The sequence below is a fragment of the Rhodococcus sp. NPDC056506 genome (assembly GCF_042794945.1).
Classification (GTDB): Bacteria; Actinomycetota; Actinomycetes; order Mycobacteriales; family Mycobacteriaceae; genus Rhodococcus_F.
The window spans coordinates 154,627-175,210 of the sequence record NZ_JBHTSW010000005.1 but is presented as its reverse complement, the minus strand read 5'-3'; the positions used below and the strand labels follow the sequence as shown (position 1 = coordinate 175,210).

Here is a 20,584-nt window from a genome sequence, read left to right as displayed (position 1 = left end):
TTTCCGGCCGAATCGTGCTGGTCGGGTTTCTTCGATCACACTCGGATGCTCGAAGTGCTCCAGGTCACGTTGGGAGACGGTATCAGGAAACTGACTCTGAAGTAAGTTCCAATTCGGGTGCTTCATCACAAGGTGTGAAAGCCGACGCGGATCTTTCGTTTGCGTCTACGCAACCTTCCCGGCGAGAGCCCGAAATGCGGCGGGTGCACAATGAGTGAATGCCACGATCAAGCCCCATTTCCGCTTGGAAGTCTCTTCGCGAAGGCAACGAGCGATTTGTCAACGACGCATCCATCCATCCCAGCCAGGGAATCGCCGACCGCGCGAAACTCGTCGACGGGCAGCACCCCACAGCGGTTCTGTTCGGTTGCGGTGATTCGCGCGTAGCCGCAGAGATCATCTTCGACCAGGGCCTCGGCGACATGTTCGTCGTGCGTACGGCCGGTCATGTACTCGACGATTCGGTTCTCGGTTCGATCGAGTACGCCGTTCACGTGCTCAACGTGCCGCTCATCGTCGTCCTCGGGCACGACGGTTGCGGTGCTGTGAAGGCAACGCTCGACGCCCTGGACAAGGGCGCAGTTCCCGATGGATTCATCCGCAGTGTGGTCGAGCGTGTTGCCCCGTCCATCCTGATGGGCCGCAACGAAGGCTTGTCCACCGTCGACGAACTCGAAGGCCGTCACGTCGTGGAGACCGGCTCTCTGATTATGCAGAGGTCCCGGATCATCGCCGACAAGGTGGACAAGGGTGCGTGCGCGATCGTCGGCGTCACGTACACGTTGTCCGACGGTCACATGCGAGTTCAGGGCGCAGTCGGCGACATCGGCGAGAGCGTCGAGACCGTCGAAGGTTAGATCTTCCGGGGCAGTGGTACCTGGCAGCAGACAATGGGTACCGACACGCCGCCTCAGCTGACGGTTAGTGGACCCTGCGCCAACTACCGTTGAGTCCGTGTTGGAACCTAATGGACCACTGCCCCCCGAGATCTACTGGCGTCGCCGGGCGCTGGCCATTGGTGCCGCCGTCATTGCACTGGCGTTGATCATCTGGGCGGCGTCTGCCCTGTTCGGCGGTGGAAGTGATACCCCGGAGGCCGATTCGGCCGCTGCGAGTTCCTCGCTGACAACAGACGTCTCGTTCACTCCCAACCCTTCCGGATCCAACGCGCCGTCGGGTGACGGTGGTTCGGGTGGGGGCGCTGCCGGTGGATCGGGCGGCTCGGGCACGCAAGCTTCGGGATCATCGACATCGGCGTCGTCTTCGTCGACCACCGGCGCCCCGGTTCCGGCCGGTCAGTGCGCCGACTCGTCGCTGGCAGTCAAGGCAACCGCTGACAAGGCGACCTTCGCTCCCGGCGAAGAGCCGTCGTTCACGATCGTCATCACCAATATCGGTTCGGCACCCTGTGATCGAGATCTGGCGGGCGGCCTTCAGCAGGTGCTCGTCTACAGCATCGACGGCAAGACCCGTCTGTGGTCCAACGTCGACTGCTACCCGCAGCCCGCTGCCGACGTGCGCAACCTCGCTCCGGGTGAGCAAGCCGCGTTCAAGGTCGCCTGGTCGGCCACGACCTCGAACCCCGAGTGCGCGACCGCGCAGAACCCCGAGCGCAATCCGGTGGGCGCAGGCGCCTACACGGTTGTCGGTCAGCTCGGCGCATTGCGAAGCTCCCCGGAGCCGTTCAACATCGCGTGAGAGCGAGCAAGCGGCGAACGGGTTGGCCTAGTTGAAGGATCCGGTGATCGACGTCTCGGCGAGCCGGGACAGTCCCTCACGGATGTGACGGGCCCACAGCCCGCCGATGCCCTCGACCGACTGCAGATCGGCAGCCGTAGCGGCCAGCAGCGACTGGAGAGTGCCGAACGATCCGACCAAGCGGTGGATCTGATGGAACTGCAATCGAGGCACACGCATCAGTACGCGATATCCGCGAGGAGTCATCGGAGTATCGAGGGCTTCGATAGTGCCCGGATAACCGAGAACACGCGCAAGCGTCGTGAGATCGAGTAGGTCGGCGTCGGTGACGCGATCGAGTGCGACGAGGACGTTGTCCATCGCCGCGGTACCGATGGGTTCGGGGGCGGCAAGGTAATCCCGAACGATCAGTTGACGTGCAATGTCGTTGTCGCCGACCAGTTCTTCGAGTTGCAGTGCCAGCTGGCGACCGTCGGTGCCGAGCTCGAGGACGTCCTGCTCGATCTCGATTGACACACGGCGAACCATTTCGAGTCGCTGTACGACGGTCAACGCGTCGCGCAGGGTCACAAAATCCTCGATTTCGACGACCGACAGTTGCCGTGTCACTTCGTCGAGGCGCGCTTTGTATCGTTCGAGCGTCGCGACGGCCTGGTTGGCGCGCGAAAGTATGGTGGCCGAGCCGTCGATGACGTGTCGGATACCGCCGACGTACACACTGACGATCGACATCGACTGACTGACCGACACCACGGGATAGCCGGTTTGAATCGCCGTGCGCTCGGCGGCACGGTGCCTGGTGCCGGATTCGACGGTGGGAATCTTGTGATCGGGAACGAGTTGGACGTTGGCGCGCACGATGCGTGTGCCGTCCGTCGAGAGGACAACCGCGCCGTCCATCTTCGACAGCTCGCGCAATCGGGTCGGGGCGAACTCCACGTCGAGATTGAATCCGCCGTCACACAGCGCTTCCATCTCTTCGTCGTATCCGAGGACGATCAGCGCGCCGGTACGACCGCGAAGAATGCGCTCGAGCCCGTCTCGCAACGCGGTACCCGGCGCCAATCTGGCGATGGTCTCTCGCAATGCCGACGACGACTGTGTGTCCGCCATCGCACTGATCATTGAGAAACTCCCTGCTGAGGTCGATGTCACTTCGGTCGGGTCCGATGCCTGTGCCGGACTGATCCCCGTTTAGATTACCTATCCATGAGTAGTACCTGGACCCTGCCTGACGACCTGACCCTCCCGGAGCCGACCGAATTCTTTCCGGCCGCCGGCGAGAAGCTGCCTCAGCACTGGTCGAAATGCTTCGGCTGCGGCGACGACCAGCCTGCGGGAATGGCGATGAGTTTCAGGGCCGGTGACGGGCTGGAAGTGACCGGCCGTCTGGAGGTCGCTAAGAAGTATCAGGGCGGTCCGGGAGTCATTCACGGCGGCATTCTGTCGACGGCATTCGACGAGGCTCAAGGTATGGCATGCATGGCTCTCGGCTCGCCGGTGGTGACCGGGCACCTCGAGATCGACTTCGCCCGACCGATCCCGTTGGGATCGGTGCTCGAATTCCGGGCCCGCATCGACGGCGTTTTGCGCCGCAAGGTCTACACCAGTGCAGAAGCGGTGATCGTCGAAGGTCCGACAGCGGATCCGGACACGGTGGTGGGAACATCCCGGGGACTGTTCCTGACCATCACCTCGGAACACTTCGCCAAGACCAAGGAGTTCGTGGACGGCGAACCGACTTCCCCGTTCGGCACCTCGTCGGTCTGACGAGGTAGTCGGCCGCACGCCGATCACTTCACCGGTGTGAGCTTGGGGCGAGACGGGGCTTGTTTGCCGCCCATCAATCCGGCGTAGGCCAGCGCCTCGGCCAGATTCGCCACTTCGTTGACGCGCATGCCGGGAATGTTCGGGCCGGAATCGACCGGCACGATGGCGCTGGTGAATCCCAATCGGGCAGCTTCGATCAGCCGTCGGTTCACGCCGGCAACTCGTCGAACCTCTCCGGCGAGTCCGACCTCGCCGAGGATGACGAGCCCCTTGGGGACGGGTTTGGCTTTCACGGCGGAAGCGACTGCAATGGCGAGAGCCAGATCGGCACCCGGCTCGGTCATCCGCATACCGCCGACGGTCGCGGCGTAGACGTCGGCCTTCGAGATCGACACTCCGACGCGGCGCTCCAACACGGCCAGAACCATGGCCACACGAGCAGTGTCGAGCCCGCTGACGGCTCGGCGAGGTGTCGGCAGGGGTGTGGTGGCGACGAGGGCCTGAACTTCACCGAGCAGAGGACGCTTGCCGTCCATCATCACGGTGACGGCAGTGCCTTCCACGGCTTCTTCACGGTGATGCAGGAAAAGCCCGGACGGATCGCTGATCTCGTTGATGCCCTGCTCGCTCAGCTCGAAGCATCCCACTTCGTCGGCTGCGCCGAACCTGTTCTTTACGCCACGGACCATGCGCAGGGTGGAGTGCTTGTCACCTTCGAAGTGCAGGACCACGTCCACGAGATGTTCGAGCGAGCGAGGGCCGGCGACGGCGCCGTCCTTGGTGACGTGGCCGATCAGAAGCACCGGGATGCCACTTGCCTTGGCCAAGGAGGTCAGGGCGCTGGTGACGGCCTTGACCTGGGTCACGCCGCCGACGACGCCGTCGACGTCGGCAGCAAGCATTGTCTGCACCGAGTCGACGATGACCAGGGTCGGCTTGACCTGCTCGACGTGGCCGAGAATTGTCGCGAGATCGGATTCTGCTGCCAGGTACATCCGCTCGTGGACCGAGTTGGTGCGATCTGCTCGTAGTCGAACCTGACCGGCAGACTCCTCGCCCGTGACGTACAACGCTCGATCTTCGGCACTGCGCATCGCCCAGCGGTAGACGACCTCGAGAAGTAGCGTCGATTTTCCGACACCGGGCTCTCCCGCGAGCAGAACTACGGAACCCGGAACGACACCACCGCCGAGCACGCGGTCGAGCTCACCGATTCCGGTGGGCTTGGCCTGCGTCGAGGTGCTGTCGATCTGTGTCAACGGGGTGGCCGGCGTCGTTGGTAGTACGGCGCTTGACCCCGCTTTCGCGAGTGAAGCGCCGGCGCGACTGGCGACGGGTGCGACGACGGCGACCTCGGTCATCGAGCCCCACGAGTCGCAGTCCGGACATCTACCGACCCACTTGGGCACTACCGACTGGCATTCGGAGCATCGGTAGTTCGATTTCACTTTGGCCACCGGGACAGACTAGAGGCGGGGTCCGACATGGACCCCGCCTCCAGTGCGATGCTGAAATTGTTCTGCGAGGCGCAGTGTGCGCCTTGGTGTTTCGGGGCTCAGTGCCCAGCTTCTGCAACGTCGGGCGACTTGTCCGACTCGTTGCGCTCGAGCTGCGGGCCGGCATCGACAGGCACGTCGACGGTGACCGAACCGGCCTTCTCGAACTTGAACGTGATCGGGACGGTCAAGCCCGGGCGAACGCCTGCCTTGATGTCCTGCAGAACGACGAGAGTGAGCGCAGCGGGTGCGTCGTCGTTCTCTTCGTTGTTCTTGATCTGGGTCTCGGCCTCGGTTGCGGCGCCCTCGCCGGCGGGCAACTGACCGGCCTGCAGTGACGTCTGCGGCTTGATCGTCAAGCCGCCGACCTCTTCACCTGCGATGACGCGCGCTGCGTAATCGGTGGTGATGCTGACGAGCTTGTCCGTGGTCTCGGCGCTGTCGTTCACGACGGTGAATGCGAGCACGGCGTTGCCGCCCGGCTCGATGCTGTATTCCTCGGACGAGGGGTAAGCGATGTGCACGTTGCGCAGTGCGATCTCACCGAGGTTGGCGCTGTTGCCGTTCACGGCGGCCTGCTGGACGGCGGTCTGGCTCACCTGTCCGGAACCGCAAGCGGACAGCGCGATGGCTGCGCCTGCAGCCAGTGCAATGGCGGTAGCGACTCGACGAGTCGGCTTACGGATAGCAGTCACGATTTGTCCTCCACGGCGTCAGGTTCGCACTCCACTAGGCAGAGTAGTAGATAAGGTCCCGCAGGCTGGCCGTCGGGTCGCCACAACGGTTGTCTGCGTGGGCTTTCAGTCGGTTACACAGGGGTGCTCCAGACCAGTTGAATGCACGTACAACAAGCCCTGTCAACCCCTACGCTCGAGCAAGGATGCCCCTGACCTGCACAGTTGATGAGTGGTCGGTTCTTTCACGTGTTAAACTAGTGGAATCGAAAGGGGCACGGGACACATGATTTTCAAGGTCGGAGACACCGTCGTATACCCCCATCACGGTGCGGCGCTGATCGAAGCTATCGAAACCCGCACCATCAAGGGTGAGCAGAAGGAGTACCTGGTTCTGAAGGTCGCTCAAGGCGATCTCACAGTTCGGGTTCCTGCAGACAACGCAGAGTACGTCGGAGTTCGTGACGTGGTCGGCCAAGAAGGCCTCGACAAGGTTTTCCAGGTTCTGCGAGCACCGCACACCGAAGAGCCCACCAACTGGTCTCGTCGATACAAGGCAAATCTCGAGAAGCTTGCCTCAGGTGACGTGAACAAGGTTGCGGAAGTTGTTCGTGACCTGTGGCGTCGTGAGCAGGACCGTGGACTTTCCGCTGGTGAGAAGCGCATGCTCGCCAAGGCTCGTCAGATTCTCGTCGGAGAGCTCGCGCTCGCCGAGGGCACTGACACCGAGAAGGCAGAGACCATTCTCGACGAGGTCCTCGCGGCCGCGTCCTGACGGTAATACAACAAAGCTGACAGTGGCAGTAGTAGCCCTGGTACCTGCTGCAGGTCGGGGAGTGCGTTTGGGCGAGAAATTGCCCAAGGCATTCGTCGAACTCGGTGGGTGCACCATGCTTGCACGCGCGGTCGATGGACTCCGGAAATCCGGAGCGATCGACCGCGTTGTTGTCATTGTGCCGCCTGAGCTGGTCGAATCCGTCGTGGCCGACCTCGGTCTCGCAGCGGACGTCGACGTCGTCGGTGGTGGCGCCGAAAGAACCGATTCGGTTCGAGCCGGCCTCAGTGCTGCCGGTGACGCGGATTTTGTACTCGTGCACGACGCCGCGCGGGCATTGACGCCGCCGGCGCTGATCGCACGTGTCGTCGAAACTCTCCAGGCCGGCAACTCCGCGGTCATTCCGGTACTTCCGGTTACCGACACGATCAAGTCGGTCGACGTACTCGGCGCAGTCACCGGTACGCCTCTTCGATCGGAGTTGCGTGCGGTTCAAACTCCTCAGGGCTTCTCCACCGACGTCCTGCGGAGTGCGTACGAGGTCGGTGATGTCGCCGCGACCGACGATGCCGCTCTGGTCGAGCGTCTCGGTGTTTCGGTCCAGACGATTCCCGGCGACGCTCTCGCCTTCAAGATCACCACCCCGCTCGACCTCGTCCTTGCACGGGCGCTCCTGATCTCGGAGACAGAGGAGACAGAGTTGAGTTCGGACTCACGGAACGGAAATTAGATGCGCGTCGGTCTCGGCACGGATGTCCACCCCATCGAGGTGGGCCGACCTTGCTGGATGGCGGGGTTGCTGTTCGAGGAAGCAGACGGGTGCTCAGGGCATTCGGACGGCGACGTCGCCGTCCACGCGCTCTGTGACGCGTTGCTCTCCGCGGCGGGCCTCGGAGACCTCGGTTCGGTTTTCGGCACCGGCAGGCCCGAGTGGGACGGCGTGAGCGGCGCTCGAATGTTGGCCGAGGTTCGCCGACTGCTCGAGGAGAACCAGTTCACCGTCGGCAACGCAGCAGTGCAGGTCATCGGTAACCGTCCGAAGATCGGGCCGCGACGCGACGAGGCGCAGAGGGTGCTCTCGGACATCCTCGGCGCCCCGGTTTCGGTGTCCGCGACCACCACGGACGGCCTCGGCTTGACCGGTCGCGGCGAGGGGATCGCCGCCATGGCCACCGCGTTGGTCATGACAACCGAACACGACAGGTAAGATCGCTGGTCGTGACCCTGCGCCTATACGACACCGGTACGCGGGCCCTTCGGGATTTTGTCCCGTTGGCCCCCGGACATGCATCGGTGTACCTGTGTGGGGCGACAGTTCAGGGTGATCCTCACATCGGACACGTTCGCAGCGGCGTCGCTTTCGACGTGCTGCGACGCTGGCTGTTGGCGCACGGCAACGACGTTGCCTTCGTGCGCAACGTGACGGACATCGACGACAAGATCCTCAACAAGGCCGCCGACGCCGGCCGACCTTGGTGGGAGTGGGCGACGACGTTCGAGCGTTCGTTCACGTGGGCGTACGACCAATTGGGTGTGCTTCCCCCGTCCATCGAGCCGCGGGCCACCGGTCACGTGACGCAGATGGTCGAGATGATGGAACGCCTGATCGAGAACGGCCACGCGTACGCGGCGGGCGGTGACGTCTACTTCGACGTACAGAGCTACCCCGAGTACGGCGCACTGTCCGGCCACAAACTCGACGACGTCCATCAGGGCGAGAGTGCCGCCGAGGGAAAGCGCGATCCCCGCGACTTCACTCTCTGGAAGGCCGTCAAGCCCGGTGAGCCCTCGTGGCCGACACCGTGGGGACCCGGCCGTCCGGGCTGGCACCTCGAGTGCTCGGCCATGGCGGAGTTCTACCTCGGCGCGGCATTCGACATACATTGCGGTGGACGCGATCTCGTCTTCCCTCACCACGAGAACGAAATCGCTCAGGCCAAGTGCGCCGGCGACGATTTCGCTCAGTACTGGTTGCACAACGGCTGGGTCACGATGAGTGGCGAGAAGATGTCCAAGTCGTTGGGCAATGTTCTCTCGGTGCCGAACGTGCTCAAGAAGGTTCGCCCGCAAGAACTTCGGTATTACCTCGGTAGTGCGCACTACCGTTCCAACCTCGAGTACTCCGACGAGGCATTGGACGAAAGTGCGAAGTCCTACCAGGGGCTCGAGTCGTTTGTCCTGCGCACACACAAGCGCGCAGGTGGCGTCGAACTCGGTACGTGGACCGAAGGTTTCGCGGCGGCTCTCGACAACGACTTGTCGGTGCCGATCGCGTTGGCCGAGATCCACGGCAAGGCGAGCGAGGGTAATTCCGCGCTTGCTGCCGGTGATCTCGACGCGGCTCGGGTGGCTGCCGGCCAGGTGCGGGCCATGCTCGCGATCCTGGGCGTCGACCCACTCGACGAGCATTGGACGCAGTCCGGTGGCGACACCGAGACGGCAATGGAAGCTTTGGACGTGTTGGTGCGGGCTGATCTCGATCGTCGGCAGCAGGCACGTACGGAAAAGAACTGGGCGGTGGCGGACGAGGTCCGTGATCGCCTCATCAAGGCGGGTATCGAAGTAACCGATACTCCCGACGGACCCGAATGGTCCCTTAAGGCAGGGCAGTAACAATGGCTGGAAACTCGAGCAGGCGCGGCGCAGTCCGTAAGGGCGGCACCAAGAAGGGCCAGGTTGCCGGTTCCGGTGGCCAGCACAAGCGTGGTCTCGCCGGCCGCGGTGCTACGCCTCCCGCCGAGGCACGCACCAAGCACCCCGCGGCGAAGCGTGCAGCGCGCGCCGCCCGGGCCGACGAGAAGCAGAACCAGGGCCGCGGTGGCCGTCCGGGTCCGGGCCGCAAGGTTCTCGACGGTCCCGAAACCGTGCTCGGTCGCAACCCGGTGGTGGAGTGCCTGCGCGCGGGTGTTCCGGCGACGGCGCTGTGGGTGGCTGTCGGTACCGAGAGCGACGACCGGTTGAAGGAATCTGTTCAGCGGGCTGCCGACGCCGGTATCTCCATCCTCGAGGTGCCGCGCTCGGATCTCGATCGCCTCAGCGCCAACGGTCTTCACCAAGGCATCGCTCTGCAGGTTCCGCCGTACCGCTACGCGCATCCGGACGATCTTCTGTCCGAGGCACGTAAGCACGCCGAGCCGCCGCTGCTCGTCGCGCTGGACAACATCACCGATCCCCGCAACCTGGGTGCCGTTGTGCGCTCGGTCGCAGCTTTCGGTGGACACGGCGTCGTGATTCCGGAGCGCCGTAGCGCGAGCGTGAGTGCTGTTGCTTGGCGTACCAGCGCCGGCGCTGCCGCTCGTCTGCCGATTGCGCGGGCCACCAACCTCACTCGCACGCTCAAGGACTGGGCGTCGAAGGGTGTTCAGGTCGTCGGTCTCGACGCCGGCGGCGACACCACTCTCGACGATTTCGACGGCAGCGGTCCTGTGGTGATCGTGGTCGGTTCCGAGGGCAAGGGTCTTTCACGTCTCGTCCGCGAGAACTGCGACGCGATCCTCTCGATTCCGATGGCCGGTCCGGTCGAGTCGCTCAACGCGTCGGTTGCCGCCGGAGTTGTCCTGGCGGACATCGCCCGCAGGCGTCGTAGCAGCTGAGTTGTAACGGCTTTCAGGTGAGCCTGGCGGGGTTCTAGCTCCGGACCGACCAGGCTTCCCACAGTGCAGCGTAGGAACCGTCCGCGCCGATCAGTTCGTCATGTGTCCCGCTCTCGACTACGCGGCCACCGCTCATGACGAGTATCCGATCGGCGCGGACTGCTTGGCTCAGGCGGTGCGCTATCACCACAGCAGTCCTGGCGCTGACCGCGAGCTCGGCCGCCTGATCGAGCAGACCTGCTGCGGTGGTTCCGGCTTCGGCAGTGGCCTCGTCGAGGATGACGACGGGTGGATCGAGCAGAGCCAGTCGGACGAGGGCTATGTGCTGTGCCTGAGCCGCAGTCAATTGGTACCCGCCGGCGCCGACTCGGGTCTCGATCCCTTCCGGAAGCTCGTGAATCCATTGAGCTTTCATCGTTTCGACGACTTCGGCGATCTTCGCATCGTCCGAATCGGGTGCGCACAACCGGAGATCGTCGGCGATCGTCCCGACGAACACGTGAACTTCCTGGCTGACCAGGACGATTTTGTGCCGAAGTTCGGCATCACTGAGGTCGTCGATCGGTATGCCGTCGACGGTGATTCGCCCGTCTCCGACGGGAATGATGCCGGCAATCAGTTTGGCGAGTGTGGTCTTTCCGGCGCCGCTGCTTCCGACGACGGCGATTCGTTCCCCCGGTGCGATGGCGATCGAGATCGAATCGATGACAGGGGTGGAGTTGTTGTACGAGTAAGAAACCCGGTCCACCTCGACGCCGATGGGTTCGGACCGAGCCGGGGCAGGAATGGTCGAAGGACGCCCGGGCATCGCGGTGACACCGATCAGGCGAGCCAAGCTGGCACCAGCATCCTGCAATTCGTCGATGTTGGAGAGAAATACCGCGATGGGGCTGAACAGACTGTGGAAGTAGAGCGCGGCGGCGGTAGCGGCCCCGATGGACACCGATCCCGTGGTCACGAGCCAGTAGCCGACGCTCAGGACGGCGGCCAATCCGAGTAGTTCGGCGCCGTTCAGTTGAGCGAAGAAGTTGGTACGCAGCCGAACTGCCTGCATGTCGAAGCTGATGGCATGCTCGGAGGTCGCGGCGATTCGGCCGATGTGCTCGTCAGTTCTCCGTAGGGCAGTGACAGTGCCTGCGCCACCCAGAGTTTCGATGAGCTGCTGTCCCCGCCTGGCCTGCGCAGCGCGGGAGCGTCGGTAGACGGGTCCGGAGCGTCGGAGGAAATGACGAAGAGCAAAATAGTGGATCGGCGCGACCGCAACGATGGCCAGGGTGAAGCGCCAATCGATCACTCCCACACCGACAAGCGTCAGCGAAATCATGAACAGGGCCGATACCGTTGCGGGTAGCACCCGAGCGATGACGGTGTTGACCGCTTCGACGTCACCCGAGACCCGGGAAATCAGATCGCCGGTTCCGGCATCCTCGACCAGCGACGACGGCTGCGCGAGCGTAGCGGCGAACACGTCCTCACGAAGATCGGCCAGCACGTTCTGCGCGACTTTCGCGAGAAGCTGTGTGCTCCACCAGGTCAGCGCGACTCCTGCGGCCGCTGCGCCGAGCATGAACGCGGTGATACGTAGAAGTGAGACAAACGGCTTGCCCTCCGTGACCGCATCGACCATGAGTCCGAGCAGCGCGGGGGTGGACAGGCCGCAGGCCGTAGCGGAGAGAAGTACGACGGTCGTGAGTGCGAGTGCTCGCTTGCGTGGGCGAAGCAGTGCGATCAATGCGCGGACGGTCTGCTTGGTCGACGCGATCGGCAGGGCAGATACAACCGGAGCAGCAGATGCATCCGGAAGAGTTGCGGTCACAGCGAGTCTCCGTCCCGCGCGTCGTCGATCGTCACGACGCGGTCGCACGAATGGAGCAGGGTCGGACTCGAGGTGATCACCAGAATGGCCTTGTCGGGAAAGTTTCTCAGTGAGTGTGCAATTCGATGTTCGGTGACAGAATCCACGGAAGTGGTGGGTTCGTGAAGGACCAGGATCGGCTGGGGTTGATGGAGAGCGCGGGCGAGGAGAAGACGTTGGCGTTGACCCCCGGAGAGCTTCTTTCCTTGCTCACCTACCTCGGAGAGGTGGCCGTCGGGCAGATGCGTCAACACGTCGTCGAGTGCAGATGACGTCATTGCCGACGAGTCGACGCTCGGTGCAGCCAGATTGTCGAAGACGGTGCCTGTGAACACGGTTCCTTCGTGAGCGGAGACGAACACCTGATCGCGAACTCCGTCCGGACCGAGTTCGGTTGCATCGGTGCCGAATACGAAGTAGCAGTCGGGGACGAGCGGGGTCTGGTAGGCGAGTTGTCGTGCCAGCCGGTCAGCGGAATCGTCAGCGCGCACGCCCACCACTTCTCCGCGGCGAGCTGAGACGACGGTTCCGTTGTCTGCCGAAATCAGCAGGGCGTCTTCACTTCTGTCGGAGCTGATCGGGGCCGTGGAGAGCAGCGAATCGATCAGGTGCGGTTCGGCCAGGAGTTCGGACAGTCTGCGCGCGGAGCCCCGCTTGGCAGCGAGTTCGGCACCGAAGAATCCCAGCGTTTCCATCGGCCCGGCAATCACTCTGCTCAGGCCGACCACGGTGACGAAGTTACCCACGGTGATCGTGCCTTGATGCGCCATCCACGCGGCACCCAATGCGACTGACGCCAGTACCAACGCGGAGACCCCTGAGTTGAGCGCGGTCAGACTGGACATTGCCCTGACCGTCCGGATCGCTGCGTTCATCGACTCCCGGCTGGCATGGACGTATCGGGAGAGAGCAGTGGGCTCGGCTCCGAAGCCTTTGAGCACTCGCAGTCCGAGCGTGAAATCAGTTGCGAGCATGCCTGCCTCGGCTGCCTTCTTCTGCTCTGCATACACACGCTCGTCCAGTGGACCGCTGATCTTGTGGATGAAAACGAGCTGCGCAGCCGTGATGAGGACGACGATCAGTGCCAGCGGCCACGATACGAATGCAAGCGAAATCACTGCCGCGGCAAGCCCTGCGAAAGCTGAGCCCTGCTCGGCGACAACCCAAGAGAAGCCCGAGACGTGCGAGGCGTCCGAAGTGGAGATGGTGAGAACTTCACCCGTCGAACGCTGAGCTTGCATACCCCTGGCATCGAGTACCCGTCTGGCAGCGTTCAGTCGTAGGTCGTGTTCGCCGTAGACGAAGACCTGTGTGTTCAGGCGAACTGCGACGCGCCACGACAGGGCGAGTCCGACGAACAGAGCGCACAGCACCGCCAGCCACACGAGAAGTGCTGTGCTGTCGGACTTTCCGATTGCCCGATCGACGACGGTGCCGATCAGCACCGGAATGAGGGCTTGAGCGACCTGGTACGACGCCTGACCGGTGACGGCTGCAACCAGTCGCGGGCCGCGTCCGGAGGAGAACGATCCGGTTCTGATCATCTCCATCGGACCGGTACGAGTTTCGGGCAGCGCTGACACTCGTGAAACTCCTCGCCCAGATCCGAACACTCGTTGTGCAGTTCTACGGTAGAGCCGGTGGAGGTACGGAAAGTGCTCGTAGATGCCAAGGGCTACGCGGCAGCGGACAGATGGAGCATCGAGACCCCATTACCGGGATCAGGTCTCGATATACCTGCCTGGTCGAAACAAGTACGTTTGCGAAGAGAGCTGACAGAAGATGAAAAGCACTACCCGAATAGTGGCTGCGTTGGCCGCAATTGCCCTGCTCGCAGGCTGCCAGAGCAGCACCGAGTCAACTGCGTCGGAGGATACGACGCAGTTGGCCGAGACCGGTGCGCTGCCGGCCACCATCGACCACGCGTACGGCTCGACCACCATCGAGACCGAACCTCAGCGGATCGTGACCATCGGTTGGAACAGCCAGGATTCGGTCCTTGCACTGGGTAAGACGCCCGTCGCCATGGAGTCGTTCAGTGGGGCAGGCTTGGAGAGCGGAATCCTGCCGTGGGACGAAGAATTGTTGGGCGATGCCGAACCGACGTTGCTCGACAGCACGTCCGGTGTGCCGTTCGAGCAGATCCTGGCATTGGAGCCGGACGTGATCATCGCGGTGGTCTCCGGAATCACCGAAGACGACTATGCACGTCTGACTCAGATCGCACCCACGATTCCGTTCAAGGAGACTGCATGGGCGACCACGTGGCAGGAACAGTTGTCGACCATCGGTTCAGTGCTCGGTCAACCGAAGCGGGCGGCTGAGCTGATCGAGGAAACCGACGAGTCCATAGCCGACCTCGCCGCGGGCTCCCCGAATCTGAACGGGAAGACCTTGACCTTCCTCTCGGGAAACATCGACGGCCTCACCAATTACTGCGCCGACGACGGCCGAGTCATCCTGATGACCCAGCTCGGACTGAAGCAGTCGGCCGGAAGCGCAGGGCTGTGCGGCGACACGCAGGGTTCCGTCACCGCATCGCGCGAACAGTTCAACGAACTGGGCGCGGACGTTATCGTGCTCAACGACGCGAGTGGCCAGGGGCTCCCCGGATTGATGGGAGACAAGTTGTTTGCCGACCTGCCGGCGGTCAAGGAGGGCAGGCTGATTCAGCAGCTCGGCCTGGCCCGAGTCATGGCACTGGCCTCACCCACGTCGCTGAGCGTGAAATATGCCTTCGCCGAACTGGTCTCGAAGATGAACGGGTTCTGACCGACTGATACTTCTGCCCAGCTGATGATTCTGACCAGCTAGGCCGACAATTCGCACGCATCCGAGTAATAGTTCTTCGGTGTCCGTCCGGTGACCTTGCGGAACACGCTGGTGAAGGCGCTGGGGGTTTCGTACCCGACACGGCGGCTCACCGTCGAAACAGGAACGCCCGCAGCGAGATAGGACATCGCAGCGCGGACGCGAACTTGAATCCTCCACTCGGTGAAGGACATCCCCGTGCCTTGAGCGAACACGCGGCTCAGGGTGCGGGGGCTTCCGCCGACCACATAGGCCCAATCGGCAAGTCCGCGTTGATCGGCGGGGTCGGCGATCAACCGGTGTGCAACGGCGAGGGCCCGGGGATCAGCGGGCATCGGCACTGCGACATCGGCCGCCTCGATGGGCGCGAGCGTGTCGAAGACTACTGATTCGGCGCGCAAGCGAGCCTCGGGCGGCATATTTCGCTGGTGGAGGTGGATGAGCATCGTCTTGACCACGTCGTCGATGCCGATGATTGCGGGTTTTGTCCACGGGTGGGGGAACGACTCGGGTCGGAAGTACGTGAAGCGAGCCTCAGTGGATGCGCCGAGCGTGATGCGCCGTGGAGTTCCGGCCGGAATCCACATGCCGACCGTCGGTGGGATCTGCCAACGAACGTCGTCGATGTAGGCGCTCATCTCTCCGGAAGCGCCCCAGAGGAGTTCGTGTTCGGGATGGCGGATCTCACGCCACGCCCGCTTCTGATCGCGCCCGATGGTGGACGTGGTCATGGAGAAAGGGAGCGGAACGTACCGGCCTGCCGGCACAGCCCAGTACGGAAATCCTGTGGAACTCATCGCTGGATCATACCGCGAATGACTTAGGTAATGCTTTCCTATTTGGTTCTATGATGCGGGCGCGACGGAGTGTGATCGCCACAAAAGTTCGAGGGTGGCATCGGGTCCGAAGACTCGATGCCACCCTCGAACACATTCCCCGACGGAGTGTTTACAGGTGGAGCGGGCGAATCAGCTGCCGTTGGCCAGGACACCGCTGATGATGTCGGAGATGAAGCCGGCCGGGTTGTCCAGGATGGAGGAGCCGGCCGAACCGGTTCCGCCCTCGCCGTCAGAAGAGCCGAAGCCCAGATCTGCCGAGCCCGATGCGGCTGCCTCGCCGGGGTTCTTGGCGCGGATCTTGGCGTAGACGCCGCTGATGTTCTGATCGGTGCTGAACAGCGAGATACCGATCGAGCTGGAGAGTTCCTGGTACGAACCGATCGGTGCATCATCGGCGACGAGGTACTGCGCCTCGATCGTCACGGTCTTGCTACCGGTGGGGGAAATCAGCCAACCGGTGCTCGGAATGTTGACGGTGCGGTTGGTCGTATCGACAGACGGCGTGACGGATTCGGTCTTCTGGCCACCGACCAAATGCCACGCGTTCACCGTCGCGGTGTTCTGGATGTACTTGAACGTGGCGGGGTAGCGATCGACGAACTGATTGACGTAGCGCTCGGGGTGGCCGGTCGTAGAGATCACGGTGCGCACGGTGACCTTGCCGCCGGGTGCAACTTCGCCGTCGCCGACGATGCTCTTGGTGATCCGGACGTTGGAGGAGTTGACGGTCGCAGAGGAAGGGTGGGCTGCATCAGCGCTTGCGGTGCCTGCGCTCATGAAAAGTCCGCTGGTGGCCAACGCAGCGATTGCTACTCCGGTGAGTGTTTTGCGCATTGAAAAACGTGACATGAAGTTCTCCGTTCGAGGGGTTCGGCGGCGGCGATGTGGTGACTCTTCAAAGGTTGCGCCGCGGTAACCATTGAAATCTATCGGACGCTTGCTCATGTAGAAGTTGGGCAAAATTTACGGAAAAGTCCGGTTTGAGAAGCTTTTTCTCGGCTAGGTTGCCTGTCGATAACTGAGTGCTGACAATTTTGACGAAAAGCTGGGCGAATGTCCAGGTCGCCTGTATCGTACTTCGGGAGTCGGGTTGTAACAAGTTCCAGTAATCGACGAAATCGGTTGTCCTGGAACTGTAAAGAGCGGAGATGTTTCGTGACGAAGGTTGGATCCAGGAATCGGAATCTGTCCACTGTAGGCGTCGGGCTGGGGGCGATCGCTCTGGCTGTGGGTGCAAGCACTTTCAGCGCTGGGGTCGCGACTGCCGAGACTGCAACTTCTGGTGCCTACACATTTACTCGCACCGTGGACAACGCGTCCCCGAAGATCGGCGACACGATCACCTACACGACAGTGTCGAAGAAGAGCGGAATCGACGGATATATCAGCAGGTTCACCGAGACTCATGCCGCATGCTTGACCTTTGTCCCGGGTTCGGCGAAGGTCACGAAGTTTCACGTTGGCGGGACGATGACCGAAACCACGGAAACACCGGAACTGACAGCCACGACGCTCCAAGTGACCAGTGCCGGCTGGATCAACAACGGAAGCAAACCGGTGACCATGAAGACCAGCTACACGGTCACTGCTTCGTGTGCGCCGGGAACCGTGTACGGAAGTGGATTGGCGGTAGGTGCCACGGTGATGGGCAACGGATTCCAGTCGAGTGCGAATTTCGCCAACGTGGGACCGTCCATCACTGTCCGCGCCGCGGATGCGGTCGACCCGGTTGACCCAGTCGATCCCGTCGATCCCGTCGATCCGGTCGATCCCGTCGATCCCGTTGATCCCACTGGCCCCGGAACCGGTGGAGGAAGCGGATCACTCGGCTCGTTGAGTGGTGGTCTCGGTTCCCTCAGCGGCCTGTTCGGCTCGAGCTAGTCGAGAGTTGTGAAACGGCGGGCCGTGACTGTCGAAGTCTCGGCCCGCCGCTGTTGTTCGGTGATCAGGTATTCAAACCATCAAGTGCTCAGCCGAATTCGATGGAAGTGTTGATTTCCTCCACCTGGTTGGACGTCTGCATGTTTGTCGTATCGGTGAACTGGTTTGCGAAGCTGACCAAGTAGACCGGCGAGTTGTCGTCGGTTTGGTATGCGACAACTGTCATGACGGCGTACAGCGGAACGTCCACATTTGGAGCGGTCCAGGTTCCGGAGAGGCGGAATCCCCGCTGTCCGTCGACGTCGATCTCGGTGTACTTCACCTCGGTCCACCCGTCGAGAGTGGCGATTGTTTCACGCGCGGCGGCAAGAACCTCGTCTTTTGTTGCGGTGCCTTGGTTTTCGACCGTCACGGTGGTGTTCGGCATGAAGCCGCTGGGTTCGCGGCTGTTGCTGGACAACGCATCCGTAACGCCGGCAGGGATGTTCTCGCCGTGAGTCCAGCTCGGCGGGAGGCTGACACTGATGCTCGGCGCTTCGGGGTCGTCGCCGGTTTCGATCGTCGTCCGCTCACCGATGAACGGTGTTCCGTCCCGCAAGGTCGGCGTCGCGACAGCGGCAGACGGCGAGGATGCAGAACTTTCGGAAGCGGTGGTCTCGCTGGTGTTGGTATCACTGGAGACGGCGTCGCCGCTTTCCGAACTGCTGCATCCGGACAGGACGAGTGCAGCAGTGATCAGTGACGCTATTCCGAGAGCAAGTGTGCTGCTCTTAGGGCTCATAGTGTGACAGTCCTTCAGGTTCTGGTGACGGCCGAGCGCCGCCGGCAGCGTTGCTGGCGCGGCTGAGACTATCAGCGCTACGACGGCCTGGTAGTGGCCTTGAAGGTAATGGTGCTGCCGGGCCGCAGCTGTGCCAGCGACGCAATCCCCGCGTCGGAGACGACGGCGATGACGGGGTATCCGCCGGTCACGGGATGGTCGGCGAGAAATACGACGGGCGCTCCGCCTGGTGGCACCTGGATGGACCCCACGACGACGCCTTCGCTCGGCAGTTCCTCTGTGCGTGAGCGATGCAGAGGCCCTTGGCCCTGTAACCGGACACCGACGCGATTGGTGTGTTCGGTGACTTTCCAGGCGGTGTGAAGGAGCGCCTGAACGGATGCGGCAGTGAACCAGGAATTTCGTGGGCCGAGCGTGATCTCGAGTGGAACTGCGCCGAGTGGAGGGGCCGGCGGTGGAATCAACTCTTCGGTGGGCCACGTCCCTTCCTCGGCCCCGAGGAGGAGGTGATCGCCGACGGTGAGCGGCGGCGGCCCGAGTCCGGAGAGCGTGTCGGTGGATCTGCTGCCGAGTACCTGCGGGACGTCGATGCCGCCGCGTGCGGAGATGTACGTTCTCAAACCAGTTGTACTGTAACCTAATTCGAGAATACTGCCACCGTTGAGGTGCATGCTCGAGTAGTCAGGCACCGGCTGTCCGTCGACGGTCAGCGCTACCCGCGCGCCCGTCACTGCGACCGTCATCGATCCGACGGCTCGCATAGCGAAACCGCCAGTGGTGACTTCGATGGTTGCTGCTCGAAAAGTGTTGCCTACAAGTCTGTTCGCGCTGTCGTGCGCGATCATGTCGACGGCCCCGGATCTGCCGACCCCGAGGGCGCCGTAGCCTGTCCGCCCGCGGTCTTGAACTGTGGCGAGCGGGCCGGTACGCACTACCTCGAGCCAGGCCATGAATCCATTCTCCCGCAACATCGCGGTGAAGACACCGAAATCATGAGGGCATCAAATTCACGCACGGACAAAGGTGACCGTGGTGCCGGGTAGAAGCAACGCCGGCGGGCGGCGTTCGGCATCCCACACCGACAGTTCCGTGGTTCCGATCAACTGCCAGCCGCCTGGGGAACTACGTGGGTAGACGCCCGTGAACGGGCCGGCCAATCCGACTGCCCCGGCCGGGACCTGCCTGCGCGGGTCCGATCGACGTGGAACCTCCAGCCTTGTCTCGCTGCTGGTCAGATACGCGAAGCCGGGGGCGAAACCGATGAACGCGACGGTCCAGGTCGCAGACGCGTGAGCGTCGATCACACCGTCGACCCCGAGTCCGGTCAGCTTGCCCACTTCTGCAAGGTCGGCGCCGTCGTAGCTGACCGGAATCTCGACGGCAGGTCCGCTCTCGTCGGCCGTCAGTTCGATCGGTACGGCACCGCGCACCCATTTCTCCACGAATTGGTGCCCGGTGATCGTGTTGTCGTACTCGATCAAGATGGTTCGCGCCGCAGGAATCAAGTCGATCACCCCGGGGATCCGACTGGCGTCGAGGGCCCTGAAGTTGCCCAACACGTTCAGCAGTTCGTCGTATTCGACGAGGACTGCGGATTCACCGGCGGGCAGGATCGTGATCATGTGAACGGCGTGATCTCGACGTCGGAAGATTCGAGGAGAGCACGGATTGCCACGGCCATGTCGACGGCTGCCGGACTGTCACCGTGCACGCACACCGATGCGGCAGCGACTTTCAACGTGCTCCCGTCGACTGCGTCCAACTCGCCGTCGACGACCATTCGCCGAACCCGTTCTGCAACAAGCGTCGGGTCGTGCAGAACGGCGCCCGACTCGGTGCGGGGGACCAAGGTGCCTTCCGCCGTGTACGCGCGATCGGCAAAAGCCTCGGCGACGATGTCGAGTCCGGCCTCGCGAGCCTCTTCCAGAAACACCGAACCCGGCAGTCCGAGTACTGGTAGCGAACTGTCGTAGGCGACGACAGCCGCGACCACGGCCCGTGCTTGCCGACGATGATGAACTATCGCGTTGTAGAGCGCGCCGTGGGGTTTGACGTACGTGACCCGCGATCCGGCGACACGAGCCAAACCGTCGAGCGCCCCTATTTGATAAATGACGTCGGCGGTCAGGTCCTTCGGAGAGACGTCGATGAAACGTCTGCCGAAACCGGCGAGGTCGCGGTACCCCACCTGCGCGCCGATCCGTACGCCGCGGGTGGCTGCGGATTCGCATGTCGCCAACAGTGTCGTCGGGTCGCCGGCGTGGAATCCACAGGCGATGTTCGCGCTTGTGACGAGTTCGAGCATCGCGTCGTCGTCGCCCAGGGTCCAGGCTCCGAAGCCCTCGCCGAGGTCGCTGTTCAGATCAACGCTGTAGCCCATACCTCGATTCTAGGTAGGTATGGGCTCTCGG

21 protein-coding genes are annotated in these 20,584 nt (G+C 62.9%); 10 read left to right on the top strand and 11 right to left on the bottom strand.

The features are described from left to right. The first annotated feature begins 218 nt into the window (after positions 1–218). Together ACFQ6H_RS07430 and ACFQ6H_RS07425 are read left to right on the top strand one after the other, a co-directional pair. Positions 219–857, top strand: a complete 639-nt coding sequence (locus ACFQ6H_RS07430; RefSeq protein WP_007726896.1) for a carbonic anhydrase — start codon at positions 219–221, stop codon at positions 855–857. A 97-nt stretch (positions 858–954) separates the two neighbouring features. Then, positions 955–1,698, top strand: coding sequence for a DUF4232 domain-containing protein (locus tag ACFQ6H_RS07425; RefSeq protein WP_378534964.1), 744 nt, complete (start codon positions 955–957; stop codon positions 1,696–1,698). A 27-nt stretch (positions 1,699–1,725) separates the two neighbouring features. Here ACFQ6H_RS07425 and disA read toward each other — a convergent pair whose 3' ends face one another. Next, positions 1,726–2,811 (bottom strand): DNA integrity scanning diadenylate cyclase DisA, encoded by a 1,086-nt coding sequence (gene disA / locus ACFQ6H_RS07420; protein ID WP_378546691.1) that lies wholly within the window; start codon positions 2,809–2,811, stop codon positions 1,726–1,728. 96 nt (positions 2,812–2,907) lie between these two features. On the opposite strand from disA, the gene ACFQ6H_RS07415 reads away from it, so the two are divergent. Further along, positions 2,908–3,468: a PaaI family thioesterase gene (locus ACFQ6H_RS07415; protein ID WP_378645059.1), complete on the top strand. Its 561-nt coding sequence runs from the start codon at positions 2,908–2,910 to the stop codon at positions 3,466–3,468. 23 nt (positions 3,469–3,491) lie between these two features. Here ACFQ6H_RS07415 and radA read toward each other — a convergent pair whose 3' ends face one another. Both radA and ACFQ6H_RS07405 read right to left on the bottom strand, forming a co-directional pair. Further along, positions 3,492–4,925, bottom strand: a complete 1,434-nt coding sequence (gene radA / locus ACFQ6H_RS07410; protein WP_276116490.1) for a DNA repair protein RadA — start codon at positions 4,923–4,925, stop codon at positions 3,492–3,494. A gap of 98 nt (positions 4,926–5,023) precedes the next feature. Beyond that, positions 5,024–5,659, bottom strand: a complete 636-nt coding sequence (locus ACFQ6H_RS07405) for a copper chaperone PCu(A)C (protein WP_021342814.1) — start codon at positions 5,657–5,659, stop codon at positions 5,024–5,026. Between the two features lie 265 nt (positions 5,660–5,924). Here ACFQ6H_RS07405 and carD point away from each other — a divergent pair, with 265 nt between their 5' ends. The 5 genes from carD to rlmB are packed head-to-tail and all read left to right on the top strand — an operon-like array spanning position 5,925 to position 10,006. Further along, a complete protein-coding gene (gene carD / locus ACFQ6H_RS07400) occupies positions 5,925–6,413 on the top strand; it encodes an RNA polymerase-binding transcription factor CarD (RefSeq protein ID WP_003945666.1) in 489 nt (162 codons plus the stop codon). A 22-nt stretch (positions 6,414–6,435) separates the two neighbouring features. Then, positions 6,436–7,143 (top strand): 2-C-methyl-D-erythritol 4-phosphate cytidylyltransferase, encoded by a 708-nt coding sequence (gene ispD / locus ACFQ6H_RS07395; RefSeq protein WP_378645056.1) that lies wholly within the window; start codon positions 6,436–6,438, stop codon positions 7,141–7,143. After that, positions 7,144–7,620: a 2-C-methyl-D-erythritol 2,4-cyclodiphosphate synthase gene (gene ispF, locus ACFQ6H_RS07390; protein ID WP_095970889.1), complete on the top strand. Its 477-nt coding sequence runs from the start codon at positions 7,144–7,146 to the stop codon at positions 7,618–7,620. It abuts the gene before it with no gap. An 11-nt stretch (positions 7,621–7,631) separates the two neighbouring features. After that, positions 7,632–9,026, top strand: a complete 1,395-nt coding sequence (gene cysS / locus ACFQ6H_RS07385; RefSeq protein WP_095970890.1) for a cysteine--tRNA ligase — start codon at positions 7,632–7,634, stop codon at positions 9,024–9,026. Positions 9,027–9,028: 2 nt separating this feature from the next. Next, complete coding sequence (gene rlmB / locus ACFQ6H_RS07380) at positions 9,029–10,006, top strand: 23S rRNA (guanosine(2251)-2'-O)-methyltransferase RlmB (protein WP_230816683.1); 978 nt, start codon at positions 9,029–9,031, stop codon at positions 10,004–10,006. Positions 10,007–10,040: 34 nt separating this feature from the next. On the opposite strand, the gene ACFQ6H_RS07375 is transcribed toward rlmB, so the two are convergent. Both ACFQ6H_RS07375 and ACFQ6H_RS07370 read right to left on the bottom strand, forming a co-directional pair. Further along, the gene (locus ACFQ6H_RS07375; protein WP_378645053.1) at positions 10,041–11,822 is read right to left on the bottom strand and encodes an ABC transporter ATP-binding protein; all 1,782 of its coding nucleotides are present in this window, start codon (positions 11,820–11,822) and stop codon (positions 10,041–10,043) included. Continuing rightward, positions 11,819–13,444, bottom strand: coding sequence for an ABC transporter transmembrane domain-containing protein (locus tag ACFQ6H_RS07370; RefSeq protein ID WP_378645051.1), 1,626 nt, complete (start codon positions 13,442–13,444; stop codon positions 11,819–11,821). The genes ACFQ6H_RS07375 and ACFQ6H_RS07370 overlap by 4 nt, the downstream gene beginning before the upstream one ends. Positions 13,445–13,643: 199 nt before the next feature. On the opposite strand from ACFQ6H_RS07370, the gene ACFQ6H_RS07365 reads away from it, so the two are divergent. Continuing rightward, positions 13,644–14,633 (top strand): ABC transporter substrate-binding protein, encoded by a 990-nt coding sequence (locus ACFQ6H_RS07365; RefSeq protein ID WP_378546358.1) that lies wholly within the window; start codon positions 13,644–13,646, stop codon positions 14,631–14,633. A gap of 38 nt (positions 14,634–14,671) precedes the next feature. Here the strand turns inward: ACFQ6H_RS07365 and ACFQ6H_RS07360 are convergent, their stop codons facing one another. Beyond that, on the bottom strand, positions 14,672–15,469 hold the full coding sequence (locus tag ACFQ6H_RS07360) for a helix-turn-helix domain-containing protein (protein ID WP_378639207.1): 798 nt from the start codon (positions 15,467–15,469) through the stop codon (positions 14,672–14,674). Between the two features lie 171 nt (positions 15,470–15,640). After that, positions 15,641–16,360 carry a hypothetical protein gene (locus tag ACFQ6H_RS07355; RefSeq protein WP_378645048.1) on the bottom strand — a complete coding sequence of 240 codons (720 nt, stop codon included), beginning with the start codon at positions 16,358–16,360 and terminating at the stop codon, positions 15,641–15,643. Positions 16,361–16,666: 306 nt separating this feature from the next. Here ACFQ6H_RS07355 and ACFQ6H_RS07350 point away from each other — a divergent pair, with 306 nt between their 5' ends. Then, positions 16,667–17,392, top strand: coding sequence for a hypothetical protein (locus ACFQ6H_RS07350; RefSeq protein WP_378645045.1), 726 nt, complete (start codon positions 16,667–16,669; stop codon positions 17,390–17,392). A gap of 88 nt (positions 17,393–17,480) precedes the next feature. Here ACFQ6H_RS07350 and ACFQ6H_RS07345 read toward each other — a convergent pair whose 3' ends face one another. The 4 genes from ACFQ6H_RS07345 to ACFQ6H_RS07330 all read right to left on the bottom strand — a co-directional run bounded on the left by ACFQ6H_RS07345 (position 17,481) and on the right by ACFQ6H_RS07330 (position 20,553). After that, complete coding sequence (locus ACFQ6H_RS07345; protein ID WP_378645043.1) at positions 17,481–18,173, bottom strand: LpqN/LpqT family lipoprotein; 693 nt, start codon at positions 18,171–18,173, stop codon at positions 17,481–17,483. Between the two features lie 77 nt (positions 18,174–18,250). Further along, positions 18,251–19,123, bottom strand: coding sequence for a biotin-dependent carboxyltransferase family protein (locus ACFQ6H_RS07340; protein WP_378645040.1), 873 nt, complete (start codon positions 19,121–19,123; stop codon positions 18,251–18,253). A 57-nt stretch (positions 19,124–19,180) separates the two neighbouring features. Next, a complete protein-coding gene (gene pxpB, locus ACFQ6H_RS07335) occupies positions 19,181–19,795 on the bottom strand; it encodes a 5-oxoprolinase subunit PxpB (protein WP_378645038.1) in 615 nt (204 codons plus the stop codon). Then, positions 19,792–20,553: a LamB/YcsF family protein gene (locus ACFQ6H_RS07330; RefSeq protein WP_378645036.1), complete on the bottom strand. Its 762-nt coding sequence runs from the start codon at positions 20,551–20,553 to the stop codon at positions 19,792–19,794. The genes pxpB and ACFQ6H_RS07330 overlap by 4 nt, the downstream gene beginning before the upstream one ends. Positions 20,554–20,584: the final 31 nt, after the last annotated feature.